This window comes from Pseudoalteromonas sp. A601, assembly GCF_002165575.1.
In the GTDB taxonomy this organism is placed as follows: domain Bacteria; phylum Pseudomonadota; class Gammaproteobacteria; order Enterobacterales; family Alteromonadaceae; genus Pseudoalteromonas.
Map to the genome: position 1 here is coordinate 58,788 of NZ_MXQF01000005.1, position 19,377 is coordinate 78,164.

The window sequence follows — 19,377 nt, forward strand, 5'->3', positions numbered from 1 at the left end:
ATTATATTAATGCGATTCACCCTCAACCCATGTTGAATTAATGTTACACAACAAATGACAGCGTTGTCATTATATTTTTGATAAAAATTCATATAACTTTTATATTTATTCGTAATCACCTGAATTAACTATAAATTTAGTAAAAATAAATTTATACCGGTTATTTTAAATACAGGTTGGTTTTATAGTTTTCACTCGTTTTTGTATCGATAATAGTTAAAAGTTGTTTAAGAACGTTATTTTCATTTGAAATCAAATAACATTCTTAAGGTACAACTTAAAAATAAATTAGTAAAGTTTTAAGGTGAATATTGGAATATATTTTCTAGAGGCTGACCAAATACCGTTGCAATTTTAAATGCTACTTCCAATGAAGGAGAGTACCTAGCGGCTTCTATTGCAGCAATTGTTTGACGCGTAACGCCAACGTGATCGGCTAACTGTTGCTGAGTCATTTCGTTATGGTGAAATCGTTGGGTTCGAATTGTATTTGTGATTGCTAATTTTGCCATTCTAACCTCTGTGCAGTAACCATGTTTCAACAGCGGCGCCAATCACCTCACTCAATAAAGCAGCAATAACTAACTGATGTACTGGGCTCATTGGTATTGGGTAAACTTGGTCAACTAATAGGGCAAAAACAGCATTAACAACACCCAGCTGTAAAATAAATAAGCTCACACTTTTAGCTTTCAAGGCAATTGCTTGTTCACGTTCATCTTTAGCCTGGTTAGCGTATTTTGAGTTAAACGTAGCTAAAATACTATGCATAATTACCAGCATTACGACCGTTTGAATCACTAACTTTATTAGTAAGCCACTGGCAAGTGTGGGATCCATCTGTGCTTCTGGGGTCATCGACAGCACAGCTTGTAAATAATTAAACAGCACAACTAACGTGATGCCTGCTTCTAATAACCGTGTTTTTTGTGTGTAACTCATTATTTGCTCCTCGTGTAAAAAATTACAAGCTCAATGTTAAAAATAGTTAACATAAGCAAATATAGAAACACTCACCCCAGATGTCAAACATTTTTAACATAAGGGCCAAGTTATTTTACATCAAAATTGAATAACTTTTCTTTAAAGCAATAATGTGTCATCAATACAATAAAAATGCTCTGCACTGTGTTTTAACGCTTCGGCAGTTAATTTATCTGCGCCATAAACATCAGCGGGTACATTATACTTATGTTCTAAATGACCTAGTAATAACGCAAAATCACCATCACCTGAGAGCAAAATAACACGATCAAGGTTTTTACCCTGTTCGATCATATCGATGGTTATACCTACGTCCCAGTCCCCTTTCGCACTGCCATCTTTACGCTGAATGAACGGTTTTAGCTTTACCTCAAAACCTATTGCCCGCAAGATATTTTGAAATTGTGATTGTTTATCATCACCTCGATAAATAGCATAAGCAAAGGCGCAGTCAATATCGTAACGTTTACTTACGTGTGCCCAAAATGCATTGTAATCAAAATTTTTGCCATAACTTTGTCGGCAGGTGTAGTAAATATTTTGCACATCAACAAATATTCCGACCTTAGGCTTTGAGGCTATTTTTGATGTATCTAACAACTGTGATGATTGCGCCATAAACTGCTCTTCAATTAAGTTTTAAACAATGTAGCATAGTTAACTTGAAAAAAAGCTAAAAGTAACCTAAATTGGTTACTTAGTAACAAGTAACTGAATTTGGTTACATAACAAAAAGTAACTTATATAGGTTACATATAGCTGGGTAAAAATAATGATTGCTGTCATTAGTGGCGACTTGATCAAATCACAAAAAATTCCGCAACAACAATACGATGATATGCTTTATCAACTAGATCAAAGCTTACGCTTTATTGTAAGCAAATTTAATGGTCAATTCAGTGTTTATCGTGGTGATGCCCTACAAATACAGTTACCCGATCCAACTGATGTTTGCAGTGCTGCCGTATTACTCTACTTACAGCTAAAATCAGCCAATTACTCATTACGCCAAAGCCTAGCTGTTGGGGCGCTTGATAACCCTCGCGCTGATATAAAAACAGCCACGGGCTCTGCGTATACGCTCTCTGGCCAAGGTTTAGATGCAATGAATCAACTTTTATTATTGCAAATTGAGCATAGTCCGCTCGATATAAGCTTCGCACTTAATATAGATTTCATTAATGTTTTACTCGATAAAATGAGCCAAAAACAAGCTAATGCGTTGTTCTACTATTTAACCACCAACAATAACAGCCATAGCGAATTGGCCAAAGAGCTTAACACTAGTCGCGAAAATGTGACTAAGTTACTTAATTTAGCGCATTACCAACTTATAGAACGCTTTTTGAATTACAGTAAAGATGCTATCGAGCAGCAACTCAAAGGACTGACAACGTGAGCTTTTATTTATTATTAATTGGCCTGGTTATTGCTCATTTACTTGCCGATTTTTATTGGCAACCCATGAGCTGGGTGCATGATCGAATCACACGGCACTTTAGAGCGAGCAAGCTTTATTTACATGTTTTAATGCACAGCCTAGTCAGCGCACTCGTGGTTACTCTATGGGAATACCACTATGGTTGGGGAGATTGGTTAAACATCGCACTTGCGACAGTGGTGATTGCAATAACCCATTATTTTATTGATATAGCCAAGTCATACTCAAATAAAGGGGTACTCCCTTTTGTACTTGATCAATGTGCTCATTTTATTGTCATACTCATGGTCGCTGTGTGGCTTGCTGATAACCACGACTTTTACTACCAACTATTACATCAGCTTATTGCCCTTGATAGCTTAATTGTACTGACAGGCTATTTATTAGTGCTCAACCCAAGCTCTGTGTTTATTCGCATGGCACTTGAGCGTATCACTAATGGCTTTGCAACATCTGGCAGCATTCCAGCGGCAGGGCATAGCATTGGTATATTAGAGCGCGTTTTGATGCTGACATTTATTTTAATAGGTGAGTATGCAGGTGTTGGATTTTTACTAGCGGCTAAGTCTATTTTTCGTTTTGGGGATTTACGTGCCAGTGAAGAAAAACAACTTACTGAGTATGTGATGCTAGGTACTTTGTTAAGCGTAACAGTAACTTTATTTATCGGTCTAACCATTAACTTTTTAACTGCACAATAAAAAACGCGCCATTAAAGCGCGTTATATATTATTACAGCAAAGGTTACGTGTTGCCCTGCGAGCCGCCATTACTTGGACGACGACGGCGCTGTGAGTTACCACCAACAGATTGGCGTTTTGCCCATGGGTTTTGCTCCCCCCCCTCGCCTTTAGCTGCAGGCTTTTTAGAACCACCACGGCGTGGTCCTGTACCGTTGCCACCATTGTTTGGCTTTTTGCTATCAGACTTAGATTTTGAAAACGGCTGTTTAGCTTTTTTAGGCTTTTTCGGTTTTATTGGCCTTGCATCAAGCGCTCTTTCTGGCACTGGGTTGTTTGGTTCAAAACCCGGCTCAGAAGCACGAGGAATAAGCTCACCAATAAAGCGTTCAATACCATACAAGTCAGCAGCATCATCAGTCGTTACAAAAGAGATAGCATGGCCTGTGGCACCCGCACGACCTGTGCGGCCAATACGGTGAACGTAATCTTCATAAATGTTTGGTAAGTCATAATTTACCACATGCGGAAGCTCAACAATATCAAGACCACGAGCCACAATATCTGTTGCCACTAATACACGCACTTCACCACTTTTAAAGCCATCTAATGCTTTGACGCGCGCACCTTGAGATTTATTACCATGAATCGCAGCTCCCACAATATCATCACGTTCAAGTTGTTTAACTAAGCGGTTTGCACCATGCTTAGTCCGACTAAAAACTAAAACTTGCTGCCAATCATTACTGCGAATTAAATGACTCAAAAGTGCCGTTTTACGTGCTTTATCTACAGCATACACTGACTGTGTAACGCTTTTAGCCGTGGTGTTTTTTGCTGCTACAGAAATCTCAACAGGATCATTAATCAAGCCTTTTGCAAGTGCACGAATTTCATCTGAGAAAGTAGCTGAAAACATTAAGTTTTGACGTTTTGCAGGTAATTTACTAATAATGCGTTTAATGTCGTGAATAAAGCCCATATCGAGCATACGGTCAGCTTCATCAAGCACTAAAACTTCAAGGTTATCAAACTTCAAAGCATTTTGATTATGTAAATCAATAAGTCGCCCAGGTGTTGCCACTAAAATATCCACACCTTTACGAAGTCTTTGCATTTGCGGGTTTATTTTAACTCCACCATAAACAACAAATGAGCTGATGTTAGAATGCTTAGCATACTCTTCAACGTTTTCACTTACTTGCAACGCAAGCTCACGAGTGGGCGCTAAAATTAAGGCGCGTACTTGGTTACCTTTGGCTTTTTGTCCTTTGGCTAACGACTCAATCAACGGTAACGTAAAACCAGCAGTTTTACCTGTGCCTGTTTGCGCTGCTGCCATTACATCACGACCTTCGATGATCGCAGGAATGGCCTGAGCCTGAATTGGTGTTGGCGTTTCATAGCCCTTTTCTAAAACTGCATTAACTAAAGACTGTGATAAACCTAACCCATCAAAACTCATATAAACTCTCTTTTAAATAAGGCCAAAGTGGCCAGTTGCGCGCATTATACCGATCGTGGCCAATAATGCATTGAATATTAACCCTACTCTTTATACGCTAGCTAGAAGTTGAGTGCTTATGTGTTCAAAATGGCGATAAAAACACAAGCAAATAAAAGTAAATATCCTGCAAAATAAAAAAGCGGCATTAAGCCGCTTTCATCTCACGAGAAAGAGTGATTACTTCACACCTAGCTCACGTAAACGCTCTTGTAAGTAGCTGTCAGCGGTATAACGCTCTGACAACACCACATCTGGACGCGGATGTAAGAATAACGGCAGCGAAATACGTGACTTAGTAGACGCCTTGCCTGTTGGGTTAATTACCCTGTGAATCGTTGATGGAAAATACCCGCCTGACGCTTCTTGTAACATGTCACCAATATTTATGATCAAACTGCCAAAATCACACGGTACGTCTAACCAACCACCGTCAGTTTTTTGCACTTGTAAGCCAGGCTCATTAGAGGCAGGTAAAACCGTTAATAAATTGATGTCGCCGTGCGCTGCAGCGCGGATTGCGCCAGGCTCTTCATCACCCGTCATCGGTGGGTAATGCAATATACGCAATAACGTTTGCTCAGAGTCAGCAATCATGTCTTTCAAATCGATTGAAAATTTAGCACGAACATCAGCTGGCGCTTCAGCTTGGACCCAGCTTAATAATGTTGCCGCAAACTCATTCGCTAATCGGTAATATTCACGCACGTCAGCTTCAAGCTGTTCAGGCACACGGCCTTTAGGATAAACATGAAAATATTCTTTAATGTCTTTTACTGTAAAACCTTTAGCAACCTCAGATACTGACGGTGGAAAATACCCATCTTGAGTATCTTTAGAGAATAAGAAATCATGCTTTTGCTCAGAGTTAAAAAATTCCTGCCAGTTGTGGTAAATCGATTCAACTAAAGATTGTGGAATTGGATGGTTTTTTAATACACCAAAGCCTGTGTTTCTAAGAGATTCAACAAATTGAGCGGCTGCATCGCTCGCTTGATAATCAACGGTAGGTAGTTGCATGTTCGTATCCAATGAATTAAGTTGTCAAAAGCCTGTGCTAATCATAGCAGTTGCTCTATTATTGCGCTCCGCGAGGATAATAAAATAGCCTTAAAAACATAAGGACTTATGTCCGCACCTTTACCGAGTTCAACTAATAGTTGATATGGATCAAACGCTAAAAATTAGCACAATTAAATTGAAATCATACCGTTATTATATTGGTCTACTCTTTCTAATTACTATAGGTACATTCAATGCGACAAAAAATAACTTTTCAAAGTGGTGAGTTACAACTTGCCGGACAATTAGAGTCACCGGCTGGCGATATTAAATTTTACGCCCTATTTGCTCATTGCTTTACGTGCGGTAAAGACATTGCAGCAGCTACTCGTATTAGCCGTGCATTAACACAGCAAGGTATTGCTGTTTTACGGTTTGACTTTACTGGTCTGGGTAACAGCGATGGCGACTTTGCCAATAGTAATTTTTCATCAAATATTCAAGATTTAATTGCAGCTGCTGACCATTTGAGAGAGCATTTTAAGGCCCCACAATTATTAATCGGTCACAGCTTAGGTGGTGCTGCGGTACTTGCTGCAGCAGAGAAAATAAATGAAGTACAAGCGATTACAACTATTGGTGCTCCATCAGATGCACAACATGTAGCGCATAACTTTAATGCCCACCTAGACGAAATAAACAGCACAGGTGAAGCCAAAGTGAGCTTAGCCGGACGCGAGTTCACCATTAAAAAGCAATTTGTTGACGATATAGCTCAATACGATCGTAGCCATATTAGTAAATTAAAACGCGCTTTACTGGTTATGCACTCTCCCATTGATGCTACTGTTAGCATCAATGAGGCTGAAAAAATTTACGCTACGGCAAAACACCCTAAAAGTTTTATTAGTTTAGATAAAGCTGATCACTTACTCACTAACAAAGAAGACGCCGACTACGCAGCTGAGGTTATCGCTTCATGGGCTAAGCGCTATGTCGATCACAATAAAACTCAATACTCTGCCAGACTAACTAGTGGCAATGTATTAGTGGAAGAAAAAGACCATGTGTTTACGCAACATGTTAGCACTAAGGATCATACTTGGTTTGCCGATGAACCTTCAAAAGTCGGAGGCAATAATTTAGGCCCAGATCCTTATGATCATTTACTCGCCGGGCTTGGAGCCTGTACTGCAATGACACTGCGCATGTACGCTAGCCGTAAAAACTTGCCACTTGAACATGTAAAGGTAGAACTTGATCATACCCGCGACTACCACACTGATTGTGACGATTGTGAAAAAGACACTAAAATTGAAGCCATCACCCGAAAAATCACTCTGATAGGCGATTTAACCGATGAACAACGCAAGCGCTTGCTTGAAATAGCAGACAAATGCCCTGTGCATAAAACCTTGCATAACGTTCCATTAATCGTCAGTGAGCTGGCTAAATAAATACATAGGCGCTGTGTCGTGTTTAGCAGCGCCATAATTTTAAATATATGCGATAATAGCGCTAATATTTATGTTTATTTAAAAGTGTCCCATGAAATCATACAGCAGCATCGAACAACGTATCGACATTTTACAAAGTCGCATTGAAGCCTATAAAGAAGAAATCGCAGTACTACAAGCCGAACCAAAAAGTAATAACGAGCGTATTATTTTTAAATTTATTGAAACCGGCAGCACAGGTAAAACCAAAGACTTCGTCAGAGAGCTTGGCATTAAATCACCCCGTGATAGCTTATACTCGTCTGGTGATGTGACTAAGTTAGTTAAAGATGGCGCTGATGATATTAACCCTGCGCTACTTGAGATTGCTCGCGCCCTTGCCAGCGCTCGCAATAAAAATGGCCCTGCTTGCTAATAAGTAAATACAATAGCGCATTAGCCGTAAGCTCTACGGCTAATCTACCAGCTCGATATCGAGTCCTGCTAATAAATTTAACGCTTCAAGTCGCTCAAACTTAGCACCACTTACATTGTTATTTTTTATATCAATATTAAACTGTGTGGCACTCACAAAATTAACACTACTTAAATTAGTTTGATGAAACACACTGTCTCTAAAATCTGTGCCCGTAAAGTTACTTATTGCTAAGTTAGCGTGCCTAAAATCAACATCTTTAGCAAAGCAGCCCGTCATTGTTAATGCTTTTAATTGCAACTCAAAAAATGAGCTATGGCTAAGCTCGCAGTCTTTAAAACTAACCGGTGCTGTTAATGCCAATTGCGGCCAGTTTACTTGTCCCCAAACAATGCTATTGAGCTTACATCCTTTAAAATTCACCTCTTCTAATGAGCTGTAGCTCCAGCTTAAATCACTCAAATTGCAATTAATAAATTCGCAATCAATAAAACGACAGTTACTGAATTGAGCTTGGCTAAAGTCACACTCAATAAATTGGCATTGCTCAAATTCAATGTCACTAAAGCGCTGTGCTGTTGCTTTAACTTTTAAAAATTCATGTTCATAATAATCGTTTTGTGAAAATAACATGCTTCTGGCATTACCTCTCTTAAAACAGCAATAAAAAAACCCTAAGTATCAGCTTAGGGTTTTTAACATTAAACTAGTTTGTCCGTGATTTATTCAGCTGGTTTTTCAGCTTTTTCAGCTTTTTCAACAACGTTGATAGCAAGCTCAGTCAATGAATCTGCATTGGCTTTGCTTGGTGCGTCAGTTAGTAAACATGAGGCTTGTGTTGTTTTAGGGAAAGCAATAACGTCACGAATGTTATCAGTACCACACAGTAGCATTACTAAACGGTCTAAACCAAACGCAAGACCTGCATGCGGTGGCGTGCCGTATTTAAGCGCGTCAAGTAAGAAACCAAACTTATCTTGTTGCTCTTGTGCTTCAATACCTAGGATTCTAAAAGCCGCTTCTTGCATATCTGCGTTGTGAATACGGACAGAGCCGCCGCCTACTTCGTAGCCGTTTAGTACCATATCATAGGCATCTGAGATAGCCGCTGCTGGATTTGCTTCAAGAGCCGCTGCATCAATGTCTTTTGGCGCTGTAAATGGGTGGTGTACAGCATGAAGTGTGCCTTCGTCGTCTTCTTCAAACATTGGGAAGTCAACAACCCAAAGTGGTGCCCAGCTATCAAGGTTGGTGATTTCTAAATCAACACCAATCTTCAAGCGTAATGCGCCCATGGCTTCATTTACTGTGTTGCGTTTATCTGCACCAAATAAAATGATATCGCCCGTTTGTGCATTAGTACGTGCAAGAAGTTCGTTAATCACTTCTTCGTTTAAGAACTTAGCGATTGGTGATTGAACACCTTCAGCGCCTGCATCACGGTCGTTAACTTTCATCCAAGCTAGACCTTTCGCACCGTAAATACCAATAAACTTGGTGTAATCATCTAACTGCTTACGAGAAAGCTTAGCACCACCTGGTACAGTTAATACTGCAACACGGCCTTTTTCATCATTTGCAGGGCCTGAGAATACTTTAAACTCAACATCTTTTACCAAATCAGCAACGTCAATTAGCTTCATTGGGTTACGTAGGTCTGGTTTATCAGAGCCATACAAGCTCATGGCTTCTGAATAAGGCATGATTGGGAACTCGCCTAAATCAACGTTAAGCAATGACTGCCACATTTCACGGATCATCTTTTCAGTCATACCGCGTACTTGATCAGAGCTCATGAACGACGTTTCTAAATCTATTTGAGTAAATTCAGGTTGACGATCAGCACGTAAATCTTCATCACGGAAACATTTAACGATTTGGTAGTAACGATCAAAACCAGACATCATCAATAATTGCTTAAACAACTGTGGTGATTGCGGTAATGCGTAAAAGCTGCCTTTGTGAACACGGCTTGGTACTAAATAGTCACGCGCACCTTCAGGTGTTGCTTTAGTTAAAACAGGTGTTTCAATATCTAAAAATGCATTTTCATCTAAAAAGCGACGAACAAAGCTGCTTGCCTTAGCACGTAATTTAATACGGTCGCTCATCTCTAAACGACGTAAATCTAAATAACGGTACTTTAAACGGCGCTCTTCTGAATTTACTTGGTTAAAATCAAGCGGTAACGGCTCAGAGCGATTGATGATAGTTAAGCTAGTGCCTAAAATTTCAACTTCACCTGTTGCCATATCTTTGTTTACTTGGCTATCAGGGCGTGCACGTACAACACCTTTTAGCTGCACACAAAATTCTTGGCGAAGTTTATTTGCTGTATCCATTAAACCTTCAACTTCAGGATCAAATACAACTTGCACTAAGCCTTCTCTGTCGCGTAAATCGACAAAAATAAGACCACCAAGATCACGTCGTTTATTTATCCAACCACATAGTTCAACTTCTTGATCTACGTGAGTTTTGTTAAGCTGTCCGCAGTATATAGAGCGCATAGTATTCCTGTCAGTTAAAGACTCATAGCCGCTTTCCCTAAGAATTTGCTGTTTTTGGGGAGTTAAAGCCACTATTTATTAATCATTTTAGGGGGTGCATTATACCCAAGTTACTTAAAAATGCGAGCGCGGCAGCGGTCACTGTGCTTTCAATTTATAGATTTGATATACTAGCTAAAACACACAATCAGTTAACCGTTTTATGTTGTATTTAGGGTGTCCGCAGTGGTCAAGCACCGCGTGGAAAGGCAATTTGTTATCCAGCCATTGTAAAAATGCTGACATGCTGCATGAATACGCGCAGGTGTTCAATTCTGTTGAAGGTAATACCAGCTTTTACGCCGACCCTAGTATTGAGTCACTCAAGCGCTGGCGTGATGCTGTTAATAACGATTTTAAATTTACCTTTAAATTTCACCGCCGCTTTAGCCACGAATTGCAATTAACCAACATTGATGATGAGCTAACTGCTTGGTTTAACTTATTCGAACCGCTATTACCTCATATTGGGCAAATCATGCTACAACTACCAAGTAGCTTTGGCCCTGCACAATTGCCCCTTCTCACTCAGTTTATTAGTAAGTTGCCACACGATATAAATTACGGGGTTGAAGTACGCCAACCTGAATTTTTTAAAAAAGGTGATGCAGAAGTTGCGTTAAATCAGCTATTAATGGGCAACAACATAAACCGTATTGCTATGGATACACGTGCCCTGTTTGCGGTAAAAGCTAATACCGAAGCCTTGATAGATGCCCAGCAGAAAAAGCCTCATTTACCTGTGCATGCCATCGCAACCGGTGAGCAGCCAATGGCCAGATTTGTTATTGCCAGTTTAGAGCATGACTATAAAAGTTATTACCAGCCGTGGCTGAAAAAAGTACAACAATGGCTTGATGAAGGTAAAACCCCTTTTGTGTTTTTTCATACCGCCGATAATCGCCAAGCTCCATTGTTAGCGCGTCAATTTTGCCAAGACTTAAATTATAACCACCGCGTTTTATCACCTTTTGTAGGTGAAAAAGAAGCCACTCAATCGAGCTTATTTTAATTTATGAAAGACTACTCTCGCTATTTTATCAGCTACCCGGAGCAAATTGTCACCCAAGTGATGCAGCTCATTAATAACAATAAACACAGTGCCTATTTAACAAAAAAATACCCACATGCTCACACGATAAAGAGTGACAAGTCGTTATATGCTTACGCAACCGAGCTTAAAAAGCGCTACTTAAAAAATGCCCCGCCGTTTGGCCGCGCCGCGTTTAAAAAACAAGGTGACATGGTCACTAATGCACTGGGTACGCATACCTACCGTATGCAAGGTAAAACCCGCAAACACGATTTAGCGATCAACAGCGATTTACTGCGCGCGCCAGAACCATTATTAAAAGCATTAGTGGTACATGAACTCGCCCATTTTAAAGAAAAAGATCACAACAAAAGTTTTTACGCCCTGTGTTGTCACATGGAGCCAGAGTACCACCAGCTGGAGTTAGATTTACGGATATTTTGTGTCTTGGTCGAACAAAATATCAATCCTTATATAACCTAATGGGCCCTATTCATAATAAGGACAACTGATTATAGACTAACATTAAATTTAGCTAGTCCTATCAATTGTCCTGATTCAGTAACAACGTGTACTTGCCATTTCCCAACCGGATCTGCGGGAAAGTTCATTTTATGGGTCCACGCTCTATAACCTTGCTCACGCCCACCTGTAATATCTAATGCAATTCGTTCCACGACTTGGTTATTAAGGATCCAAACATGAAAAATCTTTTCATTTAACCCTCTTGGTGCTTTCACCGCTGTCCAACTATACAAACCTTCCTGTCGTAATGTATTTACATCTAACTGCTTAACGTTACCGATGGGCTTGCGTTGTGCAATATCGACTTCATGGGATACTGTAATATCAGTTAAGCGCAGCGCTGCCGGCGGTACCCAGCTGCGAAGTTGCCATAAACCAGCGCTAAGCGCACTCAATAATAAAACGAGTAAAGGAAAGCGCCACCAGCGCGCATTTGGCATTAAATTACCCATGCTTGGCAGTGTACAAATAACTGAGGTGATCAATGCTATTGTTAGGCTTTCACTGGTGGTGAGATTAAGTAAAATAGGCAAAGTAACGAGAATAACAACGAACAGTGCGAAGTTGTGAAACACCGTAAATAATATACTGTGCTTAGCCAATTTTTTATAATACAGCGGATCGACAACCGATATAAATGCGCAAAGTATAATTAATGATGTAAAAACAGCCTGTGGATGATTCCACGAAGTCACCGCGAGAAAAAATGGCAATGCAAAAAACAAGCTTTCTTGTTGTACCATTTGTAATGCAAAACGCATAAAGTTAGGTGAAACAGCAACACCGAAGCGCTGCTCAACTTTATCGCGCAGCCAATTATCTACGATTAACCACACCCAACTGACGAGTAAAAGTATAGCTATAATTTGCGAAAACGACTCCTTTCGCTCAACTAAAACGTAACTTGCCACACCACTGCAAAAAGCAAATACGGCCAGCAAGCCTGGATGCTGCTGCATCATTAAAATAAATTTTGTTATTATATTTTTAAAATAGCTCATGCAAAAATAAGATCCTTTTACAACTTAACATCTTAGTTAGTCACCTAAACAATATACCTTAATACATGAACAACGGGTTTACTCATTTGTCTAAAATTATTTAGTTATGAGACACAAGTATTCACATAGCATTGTAAATTCAATATAATGTTCACACTTTTTACTTTTGAGATTACTATGCCTAAGCCATTTTCAAACATGTTGGCTGTTTTGTTTATTTTGCTCACCTTTGCTGAACAAAGTATGGCGTATAGTGTATCTCCTTCGAACAGTACTCACCTTTACAGTCAAACGTTAAATATTGACAGTCCGCTGGGGATTGAAAACACCACAAAGAGTGACGATGACTGTTGCGAAATAGAGTGTTGTGATAGCACCTGTTTTTGCCCTGCAAATACTTGTGTATCAGCCTTTTACCTGCCGTCAGAAATCACGACAACTCAAATTGATATGCAAAATCATCACGCTATAAAACAAAATATTGCAAAAATAATCTCCGTTGCCACTTATATTTACCGCCCTCCTATCGCTATCTCATAAATACAGTTCCCATGTTTTTAGCCACGTTAAGGGCTAATTCGCTCTACTTTAATACAATTATGAGATAAATATGTTTACGAAAACATCTAAGCTAGCTGTTGTTGCTGCGTTACTCCCTGCTTATTCGTTCGCCCACGAACAGCATCATGACCATGACGAACATGAAAAAAAACCGATAGAGAAAATACAAGTCACCGCTTCTCGTCTTGGTCGCATTGTTACCGAGTCAGCAACTCGTACTGAAATTATCAATGCTGAAGAAATACATGAAAAAGCGTTAATGCGTCCTGGTAACATTTCAATGCTAGTGGCAGAAACTGGTGGTGTACGCGTGCAAAACACTTCACCCGCTTTAGGCAGTGCAAATATCCGTTTGCAAAGCCTATATGGCCGCTATACCCAGCTACTTAGTGACGGACTGCCATTATATGGCGGTCAATCAATAGGCTTATTACAAATCCCGCCGACTGATCTTGCCAATGTTGAGATCATAAAAGGCTCTGCTTCTTCATTATATGGAGGCTCTGCGCTAGGTGGTGTGATCAATTTGATTTCACGTACGCCGAGCGATGAATTTGAGGGCGAAGTTCTCCTTAATGCGACCTCAAAAAATGGCCAAGATGTTACCTCTTACTTTGCTGCCCCGTTAACTGACTCAATCAGCGCCTCTGTTACCGCAGGGCTTCATCATCAAGAAGAGCAAGACTTAGATGATGATGGCTGGCTTGATATGGCAAGCTATAATAGAGCAAGTGTACGGCCGCGTATCTATTGGGAAGGTGATAATGGCGCCAATTTATACGTCACTGTAGGTGCAATGACCGAGCAACGAGATGGCGGCACCGCTGAAAACGCAACCATGCCAGATGGCAACCCATTTGCACAAACACAAGACAGCTTAAGGCTCGATACAGGGTTTATATTTGATAAACCATTAAATGAAGTACTGGCTTTAAATGTACGTGGTTCTGCAATGCAGCAAGATCATGATCACGTGTATGGCACAGTAAACGAAGATGACAATCATGAAAGTTATTTATTTGAGTCAAGTATCTCTGGTTATACCGACAACATAGCATGGCTAGTCGGTGCCGCTTACCAATCTGAAAAATACCATTCTGAAGATTTTTCCGCGTTTGACTACAGCTACGAAGTGCCGGGCGTTTTTTCACAGCTTGATTATGAAGCCAGCGAAAATGTGTCGCTGTCATTAAGTGCACGTGCCGATTGGCACAATGAATACGGTACGCAATTTAGCCCACGTATTTCAATGTTATACAACCCAGAAAATTGGACTGTACGAGGCTCTTACGGCAAAGGATTCTTTGCCCCTACTCCATTTATTGAAGATATTGAAGATGCCGGTTTATCCCATTTAGAGCCGCTTGAAAATATTGAAGAAGAACATGCAAACACCGCTTCTATCGATATCAGCTATGCATTTGATAGCGTCGAAACAAGTGTTACCTTTTTCTCCTCCGATGTTGAAAACGTCACTGAGTTAGAAGTTATTAATCAGCAACTCACACCTTCAGATAAAAATGTTCGCATTGTCAACGCACCTGGCCAAAGTGAAATACGCGGTGCAGAATTTCTATTACGTTACCGCTGGAATGATATCAAACTAACGGGTAGTTATTTATATACAGATGCAAGTAAACAAAGCAGCTCAGGAACGGGTCGTGTGCCTCTTACTCTCACTCCAGAACACTCAGCGGGTGCAGTAATCATGTGGGAAGAACATGGTAGTCACCTAGTTGGTTTTGAAGCCTACTACACCGGCACACAACACCTTGAGAATAACCCGTACAGAGATAAAAGTGATGCCTACTGGCACTTAGGTTTACTTGGGCAAATTACCGTTGGACGGATTAGCTATTTTGTTAATGCAGAGAATCTGCTCAATGTAAGACAAACAAAAGAAGACTCTCTTATATTGCCACAACAAGCACCGAGTGGCCGTTGGACGACAGATATTTGGTCTCGAAACGATGGTTTTACTGTCAATGCTGGCATTCGTATCAAGTTTAACGATTAATGAAAGGATAAACACGCTGGTAAGATAATCACCGGCGTGTTTTTACAAATTCAGCTATAAAAAATAAAAGACAACGTTTGCTAACTGATTCCCAAGTACTTGTGTACTTGCACAGATAAACGCCAGTTTTTATCAATGCACGTTTCTATTGCCAATTTCGTTGCAGAAACTTTTTGGCTAATAGGTTGCAAGTAGACCAATTTAGGGTCAACACCCGTTTTAGCAAATAATGCTTCAAGCTCTTCTACATGTTTTTGCATTGCGATTGGGTGCTTTATTTCATCTGCGCGCTTCATTGCCGAGGTCAGCACTTCATAGCCACCACGCATATTAATTTTTGGCGATACAGTAACCCACGTTTGCGTTGGTACTAAAATTTCAAAAGTCCCGCTGGTTTCTATTTGAGTACTAAAACCATTCTCATGAAGTAATTCGCATACTGGGTTTAAATCATACATGCATGGCTCGCCACCGGTGATCACCACATGTTTTGCACGGTAACCTCGCGACTTAAATAGCGCTAATATTTGCTGTGCTGATGCATCAGCCCAGTGATCTGAGTCGGCTTTTTTTTCAACCGTCTCATCAAGTGAAACTTTATATACGTTATCGACATCCCAAGTTTGTTTTGTATCACACCAAGCACACCCAACCGGGCAGCCCTGCAGACGCAAAAATATTGAAGGCGTGCCTGTAAAACTTGCTTCACCTTGGATTGTTTCAAATACTTCATTTATTTTGTACAAACGTTATCTCACTTACTACTTGGCATATTTATCGGGTAAAATAGCGATAAAATAGAAATCAAAAAGCACGGGCAAAAATTGTTATTTATGCTCCATCCGTGTAGTATATCGCGCCCTGATATAAACCTCTATTAAAACTAAGAGCAAAACAGATATGACGCAAAAAGTAGTTGTGATTTATTCCGGCGGTATGGATTCATTTACCGTATTAAATAAAGCCCTGCAAGAAGGCCACGATGTTTACGCCTTATCATTTGATTATGGTCAGCGTCATGTTAAAGAGCTAAAAGTCGCCGCACAAGTATGTGAAAAGCTTAATGTTCCACATAAAATCGTTGATATCTCTGCCATCAACCAACTTATTGGTGGCTCATCATTAACTGACGATATTGACGTGCCTGAAGGCCATTACGAAGAAGAAAGCATGAAAAGTACTATCGTACCTAACCGTAATATGATTTTACTGTCATTAGCTGTTGGGTATGCAGTTTCTCTTAAAGCCAGCCAAGTTTATTATGGTGCCCATTCGGGCGATCATGCTATTTATCCTGATTGTCGCCCTGAGTTTGTGAAGAAAATGGACGATTTATGCCGTATTGCTAATTACGATGCTGTCGAAATTTTTAGCCCTTACTTAAACAATACTAAAATTGATATTTTAACCGATGGTATAAAAATGGGGCTAGACTACAGCCAAACTTGGACCTGTTATAACGGCCGAGAAAAAGCCTGTGGTAAATGTGGTGCGTGCCAAGAACGCCTTGAAGCATTTAAACTTAACGACGTTACAGACCCACTTGAGTATGAATAAGCTTATTTGAAGCTAATTAAAGGCTATCATTGATAGCCTTTATTATTATTTATAACCAGCGTCTTACTTGGTTCATGTAATCTGTGTATTGTTGACCAAATATTTTGCTCAATGCGCGCTCCTCTGGAATTATCTGAAAAAGCGTTAAATACGCAACAAACCCCGCAATGCAAGCGATAGCCCAAATAGACATTAGCCATACGCCCCAGCCTAATAATATAAACGCAAAACCAACATACATAGGATTACGAGACAACTTATACACTCCTGCTGTTACAAGCTCCGTAGCCTGCTCAGGGTTATTAGGATTAACAGTAGTTTTAGCTAAACGAAAACTCACCACACCGGCAATACAAAAAATAACCCCTATAACCACAAAAATAGCGGCAACATAGCTAATAAATGCGCTCAAATCGATAACACTATAGTGAGCAACTAACGCCATAATCGCGGCGAAAAAAAGTACTACCAATACCGGCGGTATTTTATTATTTAACATACATATCCTTCTAGATAGTTTCACTTATACTGACTTAGTAAACGGCCTTAATTTAACCTCTCAGACTAAGAATACAAATAAAGTTACAATTGTCAGCTTTCTGGGTGCGTAAAGCAGGTTATACTTTATACTAATAAAAACGAATAAAGGAAATAAAAGTTATGTCAGGTACAACGATGATCGTGTTAATTGTGTTTATTTCGGTTGGCTCTGGAGTCATATACGATATGTACAAGAAGCACCTTGAGTTTAAACATAAAATGCAAAACAACAATAACGATGCAAATAAGCAACTAGATGCGGTAAATGCTGAAGTACGCGCACTAAAAGAGCGCGTACAAACACTGGAAGCTATCGTAACCGACTCAAGTTATGATGTTAAACAAGAAATTAATCGACTTTAAACTGCTTTGAGTACAAATGCGCATTTTCTGGCCGTTCGATACCATGAGCGGCTAAAAAACCCGTAATTTCGCTATCACAACCTTGTGGAACGCGTGCACTATCGATTTCAAAATTAAGTTGATTCGCGTTTTGTTTACCCAAAGAGCATAATTGTAAGGTATTATGCGATCTCAACTTGATGCTCAACTCCCCCACTTTTTCAACTGCGATACATCGACCAAACCGCGTTAATCCAGCGTAACTAAATTGCTCACTCACATATTCGTTACTTTTATCCACAAGCGCATTCATTAAGCCATGTAAAAACCCGTTACTTGTATTATCAGTAACCAAAAATGTAATGGACGCATTATTAAATTCACTAAGCTGACACTCACTACACATCAGCTGAACACGATATAAACAACAAACTGAATCAATATTGTGTACTGATACTAATTCAAGCGCTTCACCTGCAAACAGACAATGACTTAAGAGCGTATGTATATCGAAGTCACCCTCTTCGCTCTGATTCACTAAAGCTGCATTGTCAGCCATTAAGGGAAGATCATGATGGTTATTAAATGGTGTACTAGCACCGTGACGGTGTTTGAACTGAAATAACTCTCTTACTTCATGTTCTCTCGCGATTTTTAGCGCTAAAAAAGCGGTTTGAATTAACTCCGAGGTGGGTAGGTTTTCTTCCACGTACCAGCGCCGACCAAAAAGTAACTTTTTAGCATCAGGACTTTGTGTATTAGTTTGATAATTATCAGGGCTCAGAACCGCTACTTGTAAATATAGTTGGTTATCTTTTTGCGCTGCGAGCACTGTAAAGTGTGCTGAAAACTTGATTTTTTCAAGCACTTCATTGACTGATGTTAACGTATGCTTGTAACGTAAAAAGTGCTGCGGCACGACCCAATTATTATTAGCAAGTTGAACAAGTGGCGCATAAGAGATGGGCTGTTCATAACTATGCGGCCACTTTTCATTATTATTGCTTGAAGGTCTCATTGTTTGACGATTCATACTTACTTCAATTCATCTACAGGTTATCTTTGTATTACGAATTAACAGTACTAAATAGATCACTCAATGCTTAACAATTGTTTGTAATCATTGATCACTTTTTCAAAGCGTTGTGGGCTCTGATGTGCCATTCGCGTATAATGCAAAAGCAGTTTATTTAAATAGCTACGATGATGTTTATTACTCATATCCCACATCGTATTGCCTGTTGGGGTTATTTTAGTTGTGCTTTCAAAACTAAGGTGTAGGGCTTCATAAAAACGCTTATTTTCAACAATAATTTGTTCTGATATCAGGCCTAAATCAAGCTCGTTTAGCCCCTCTCTTAAACTGTAGGTATGATGAACTGAGCAGATAATAAAGCTTATTTTAGCTAATTTTTGTTGAGTGTGGTTGGCTATAATTTGCTGCATTAACTTAAGTAGTAACTCGCCTCCCACACCGGCGATAATCACTAACTGTTTGGCGTTTTTCTCAAGTGTAATACCGCCTACATCTTTACACATTACTTGCCAGTCACTGCTTGACTGAGAACCTGCAAAACGCGTCAACGTCACATTAAGCTCGCTCATCAGCGAAGGTACAATATCAACAAACACCACTTTTTTTGCAATCTGGCGCTTGAGAATTGCCATACCCAGTAAACCATGATCGCAACAGCAATCCCAAATCACATCATAGGGCTGAGTGATTAATGCATTGATCGCATTTAAACGATTACTCAGTTTCATTCATA

Annotated in this window: 22 protein-coding genes; 10 read left to right on the plus strand and 12 right to left on the minus strand. The window is 39.8% G+C overall.

What is annotated here, in order from left to right; translation table 11 throughout:
* Positions 1-299: 299 nt before the first annotated feature.
* The 3 genes from B5G52_RS05305 to B5G52_RS05315 form a co-directional block, all read right to left on the minus strand.
* Complete coding sequence (locus B5G52_RS05305; RefSeq protein ID WP_087531667.1) at positions 300-512, minus strand: helix-turn-helix transcriptional regulator; 213 nt, start codon at positions 510-512, stop codon at positions 300-302.
* Between the two features lies 1 nt (position 513).
* Positions 514-942, minus strand: coding sequence for a hypothetical protein (locus B5G52_RS05310; RefSeq protein ID WP_087531668.1), 429 nt, complete (start codon positions 940-942; stop codon positions 514-516).
* A 141-nt stretch (positions 943-1,083) separates the two neighbouring features.
* Positions 1,084-1,602 carry an NYN domain-containing protein gene (locus B5G52_RS05315; RefSeq protein WP_087531669.1) on the minus strand — a complete coding sequence of 173 codons (519 nt, stop codon included), beginning with the start codon at positions 1,600-1,602 and terminating at the stop codon, positions 1,084-1,086.
* 154 nt (positions 1,603-1,756) lie between these two features.
* On the opposite strand from B5G52_RS05315, the gene B5G52_RS05320 reads away from it, so the two are divergent.
* Positions 1,757-2,383, plus strand: coding sequence for a hypothetical protein (locus tag B5G52_RS05320; RefSeq protein ID WP_087531670.1), 627 nt, complete (start codon positions 1,757-1,759; stop codon positions 2,381-2,383).
* Entirely contained in the window at positions 2,380-3,126 is a 747-nt protein-coding gene (locus B5G52_RS05325) for a DUF3307 domain-containing protein (RefSeq protein WP_087531671.1), read from the plus strand. The genes B5G52_RS05320 and B5G52_RS05325 overlap by 4 nt, the downstream gene beginning before the upstream one ends.
* 43 nt (positions 3,127-3,169) lie before the next feature.
* Here B5G52_RS05325 and B5G52_RS05330 read toward each other — a convergent pair whose 3' ends face one another.
* Positions 3,170-4,570 (minus strand): DEAD/DEAH box helicase, encoded by a 1,401-nt coding sequence (locus B5G52_RS05330; RefSeq protein ID WP_087531672.1) that lies wholly within the window; start codon positions 4,568-4,570, stop codon positions 3,170-3,172.
* 219 nt (positions 4,571-4,789) lie between these two features.
* Positions 4,790-5,629, minus strand: a complete 840-nt coding sequence (locus B5G52_RS05335; protein WP_087531673.1) for an isopenicillin N synthase family oxygenase — start codon at positions 5,627-5,629, stop codon at positions 4,790-4,792.
* A 236-nt stretch (positions 5,630-5,865) separates the two neighbouring features.
* On the opposite strand from B5G52_RS05335, the gene B5G52_RS05340 reads away from it, so the two are divergent.
* Together B5G52_RS05340 and B5G52_RS05345 are read left to right on the plus strand one after the other, a co-directional pair.
* Positions 5,866-7,068, plus strand: a complete 1,203-nt coding sequence (locus tag B5G52_RS05340) for a bifunctional alpha/beta hydrolase/OsmC family protein (protein WP_087531674.1) — start codon at positions 5,866-5,868, stop codon at positions 7,066-7,068.
* A 91-nt stretch (positions 7,069-7,159) separates the two neighbouring features.
* Entirely contained in the window at positions 7,160-7,483 is a 324-nt protein-coding gene (locus B5G52_RS05345) for a hypothetical protein (RefSeq protein ID WP_087531675.1), read from the plus strand.
* A gap of 39 nt (positions 7,484-7,522) precedes the next feature.
* On the opposite strand, the gene B5G52_RS05350 is transcribed toward B5G52_RS05345, so the two are convergent.
* Positions 7,523-8,116 carry a pentapeptide repeat-containing protein gene (locus tag B5G52_RS05350; protein WP_087531676.1) on the minus strand — a complete coding sequence of 198 codons (594 nt, stop codon included), beginning with the start codon at positions 8,114-8,116 and terminating at the stop codon, positions 7,523-7,525.
* 89 nt (positions 8,117-8,205) lie between these two features.
* Complete coding sequence (aspS, locus tag B5G52_RS05355) at positions 8,206-9,993, minus strand: aspartate--tRNA ligase (protein WP_087531677.1); 1,788 nt, start codon at positions 9,991-9,993, stop codon at positions 8,206-8,208.
* A 202-nt stretch (positions 9,994-10,195) separates the two neighbouring features.
* On the opposite strand from aspS, the gene B5G52_RS05360 reads away from it, so the two are divergent.
* Together B5G52_RS05360 and B5G52_RS05365 are read left to right on the plus strand one after the other, a co-directional pair.
* Positions 10,196-11,044 (plus strand): DUF72 domain-containing protein, encoded by an 849-nt coding sequence (locus B5G52_RS05360; RefSeq protein ID WP_087531678.1) that lies wholly within the window; start codon positions 10,196-10,198, stop codon positions 11,042-11,044.
* A 3-nt stretch (positions 11,045-11,047) separates the two neighbouring features.
* Positions 11,048-11,548 carry a M48 family metallopeptidase gene (locus B5G52_RS05365; protein WP_087531679.1) on the plus strand — a complete coding sequence of 167 codons (501 nt, stop codon included), beginning with the start codon at positions 11,048-11,050 and terminating at the stop codon, positions 11,546-11,548.
* A gap of 29 nt (positions 11,549-11,577) precedes the next feature.
* Here the strand turns inward: B5G52_RS05365 and B5G52_RS05370 are convergent, their stop codons facing one another.
* Positions 11,578-12,591: a DUF5924 family protein gene (locus B5G52_RS05370; protein WP_087531680.1), complete on the minus strand. Its 1,014-nt coding sequence runs from the start codon at positions 12,589-12,591 to the stop codon at positions 11,578-11,580.
* Positions 12,592-12,768: 177 nt separating this feature from the next.
* Between B5G52_RS05370 and B5G52_RS05375 the strand changes: the two genes are divergently transcribed.
* Complete coding sequence (locus tag B5G52_RS05375) at positions 12,769-13,131, plus strand: hypothetical protein (RefSeq protein ID WP_140394302.1); 363 nt, start codon at positions 12,769-12,771, stop codon at positions 13,129-13,131.
* A gap of 70 nt (positions 13,132-13,201) precedes the next feature.
* A complete protein-coding gene (locus tag B5G52_RS05380; protein ID WP_087531682.1) occupies positions 13,202-15,169 on the plus strand; it encodes a TonB-dependent siderophore receptor in 1,968 nt (655 codons plus the stop codon).
* 80 nt (positions 15,170-15,249) lie between these two features.
* Here the strand turns inward: B5G52_RS05380 and queE are convergent, their stop codons facing one another.
* A complete protein-coding gene (gene queE / locus B5G52_RS05385) occupies positions 15,250-15,915 on the minus strand; it encodes a 7-carboxy-7-deazaguanine synthase QueE (protein WP_087531683.1) in 666 nt (221 codons plus the stop codon).
* Positions 15,916-16,045: 130 nt separating this feature from the next.
* Between queE and queC the strand changes: the two genes are divergently transcribed.
* Positions 16,046-16,726 (plus strand): 7-cyano-7-deazaguanine synthase QueC, encoded by a 681-nt coding sequence (queC, locus tag B5G52_RS05390; RefSeq protein WP_356948015.1) that lies wholly within the window; start codon positions 16,046-16,048, stop codon positions 16,724-16,726.
* 49 nt (positions 16,727-16,775) lie between these two features.
* On the opposite strand, the gene B5G52_RS05395 is transcribed toward queC, so the two are convergent.
* Positions 16,776-17,225 carry an isoprenylcysteine carboxylmethyltransferase family protein gene (locus B5G52_RS05395; protein ID WP_087531685.1) on the minus strand — a complete coding sequence of 150 codons (450 nt, stop codon included), beginning with the start codon at positions 17,223-17,225 and terminating at the stop codon, positions 16,776-16,778.
* A gap of 161 nt (positions 17,226-17,386) precedes the next feature.
* Here B5G52_RS05395 and B5G52_RS05400 point away from each other — a divergent pair, with 161 nt between their 5' ends.
* Positions 17,387-17,629, plus strand: coding sequence for a hypothetical protein (locus B5G52_RS05400; RefSeq protein ID WP_087531686.1), 243 nt, complete (start codon positions 17,387-17,389; stop codon positions 17,627-17,629).
* Here the strand turns inward: B5G52_RS05400 and B5G52_RS05405 are convergent.
* On the minus strand, positions 17,616-18,641 hold the full coding sequence (locus tag B5G52_RS05405) for a hypothetical protein (RefSeq protein ID WP_087531687.1): 1,026 nt from the start codon (positions 18,639-18,641) through the stop codon (positions 17,616-17,618). The genes B5G52_RS05400 and B5G52_RS05405 overlap by 14 nt on opposite strands.
* Positions 18,642-18,700: 59 nt before the next feature.
* A complete protein-coding gene (locus tag B5G52_RS05410) occupies positions 18,701-19,372 on the minus strand; it encodes a tRNA (adenine(22)-N(1))-methyltransferase TrmK (protein ID WP_087531688.1) in 672 nt (223 codons plus the stop codon).
* Between the last annotated feature and the right edge of the window lie 5 nt (positions 19,373-19,377).

Coding starts and splice junctions, on each gene's coding strand:
- B5G52_RS05305 (WP_087531667.1), bottom strand. CDS start 512: ATGGCAAAATTAGCAATCACAAATACAATTCGAACCCAACGATTTCAC.
- B5G52_RS05310 (WP_087531668.1), bottom strand. CDS start 942: ATGAGTTACACACAAAAAACACGGTTATTAGAAGCAGGCATCACGTTA.
- B5G52_RS05315 (WP_087531669.1), bottom strand. CDS start 1,602: ATGGCGCAATCATCACAGTTGTTAGATACATCAAAAATAGCCTCAAAG.
- B5G52_RS05320 (WP_087531670.1), top strand. CDS start 1,757: ATGATTGCTGTCATTAGTGGCGACTTGATCAAATCACAAAAAATTCCG.
- B5G52_RS05330 (WP_087531672.1), bottom strand. CDS start 4,570: ATGAGTTTTGATGGGTTAGGTTTATCACAGTCTTTAGTTAATGCAGTT.
- B5G52_RS05335 (WP_087531673.1), bottom strand. CDS start 5,629: ATGCAACTACCTACCGTTGATTATCAAGCGAGCGATGCAGCCGCTCAA.
- B5G52_RS05340 (WP_087531674.1), top strand. CDS start 5,866: ATGCGACAAAAAATAACTTTTCAAAGTGGTGAGTTACAACTTGCCGGA.
- B5G52_RS05345 (WP_087531675.1), top strand. CDS start 7,160: ATGAAATCATACAGCAGCATCGAACAACGTATCGACATTTTACAAAGT.
- B5G52_RS05350 (WP_087531676.1), bottom strand. CDS start 8,116: ATGTTATTTTCACAAAACGATTATTATGAACATGAATTTTTAAAAGTT.
- aspS (WP_087531677.1), bottom strand. CDS start 9,993: ATGCGCTCTATATACTGCGGACAGCTTAACAAAACTCACGTAGATCAA.
- B5G52_RS05360 (WP_087531678.1), top strand. CDS start 10,196: ATGTTGTATTTAGGGTGTCCGCAGTGGTCAAGCACCGCGTGGAAAGGC.
- B5G52_RS05365 (WP_087531679.1), top strand. CDS start 11,048: ATGAAAGACTACTCTCGCTATTTTATCAGCTACCCGGAGCAAATTGTC.
- B5G52_RS05370 (WP_087531680.1), bottom strand. CDS start 12,591: ATGAGCTATTTTAAAAATATAATAACAAAATTTATTTTAATGATGCAG.
- B5G52_RS05375 (WP_140394302.1), top strand. CDS start 12,769: ATGCCTAAGCCATTTTCAAACATGTTGGCTGTTTTGTTTATTTTGCTC.
- B5G52_RS05380 (WP_087531682.1), top strand. CDS start 13,202: ATGTTTACGAAAACATCTAAGCTAGCTGTTGTTGCTGCGTTACTCCCT.
- B5G52_RS05395 (WP_087531685.1), bottom strand. CDS start 17,225: ATGTTAAATAATAAAATACCGCCGGTATTGGTAGTACTTTTTTTCGCC.
- B5G52_RS05400 (WP_087531686.1), top strand. CDS start 17,387: ATGTCAGGTACAACGATGATCGTGTTAATTGTGTTTATTTCGGTTGGC.
- B5G52_RS05405 (WP_087531687.1), bottom strand. CDS start 18,641: ATGAATCGTCAAACAATGAGACCTTCAAGCAATAATAATGAAAAGTGG.
- B5G52_RS05410 (WP_087531688.1), bottom strand. CDS start 19,372: ATGAAACTGAGTAATCGTTTAAATGCGATCAATGCATTAATCACTCAG.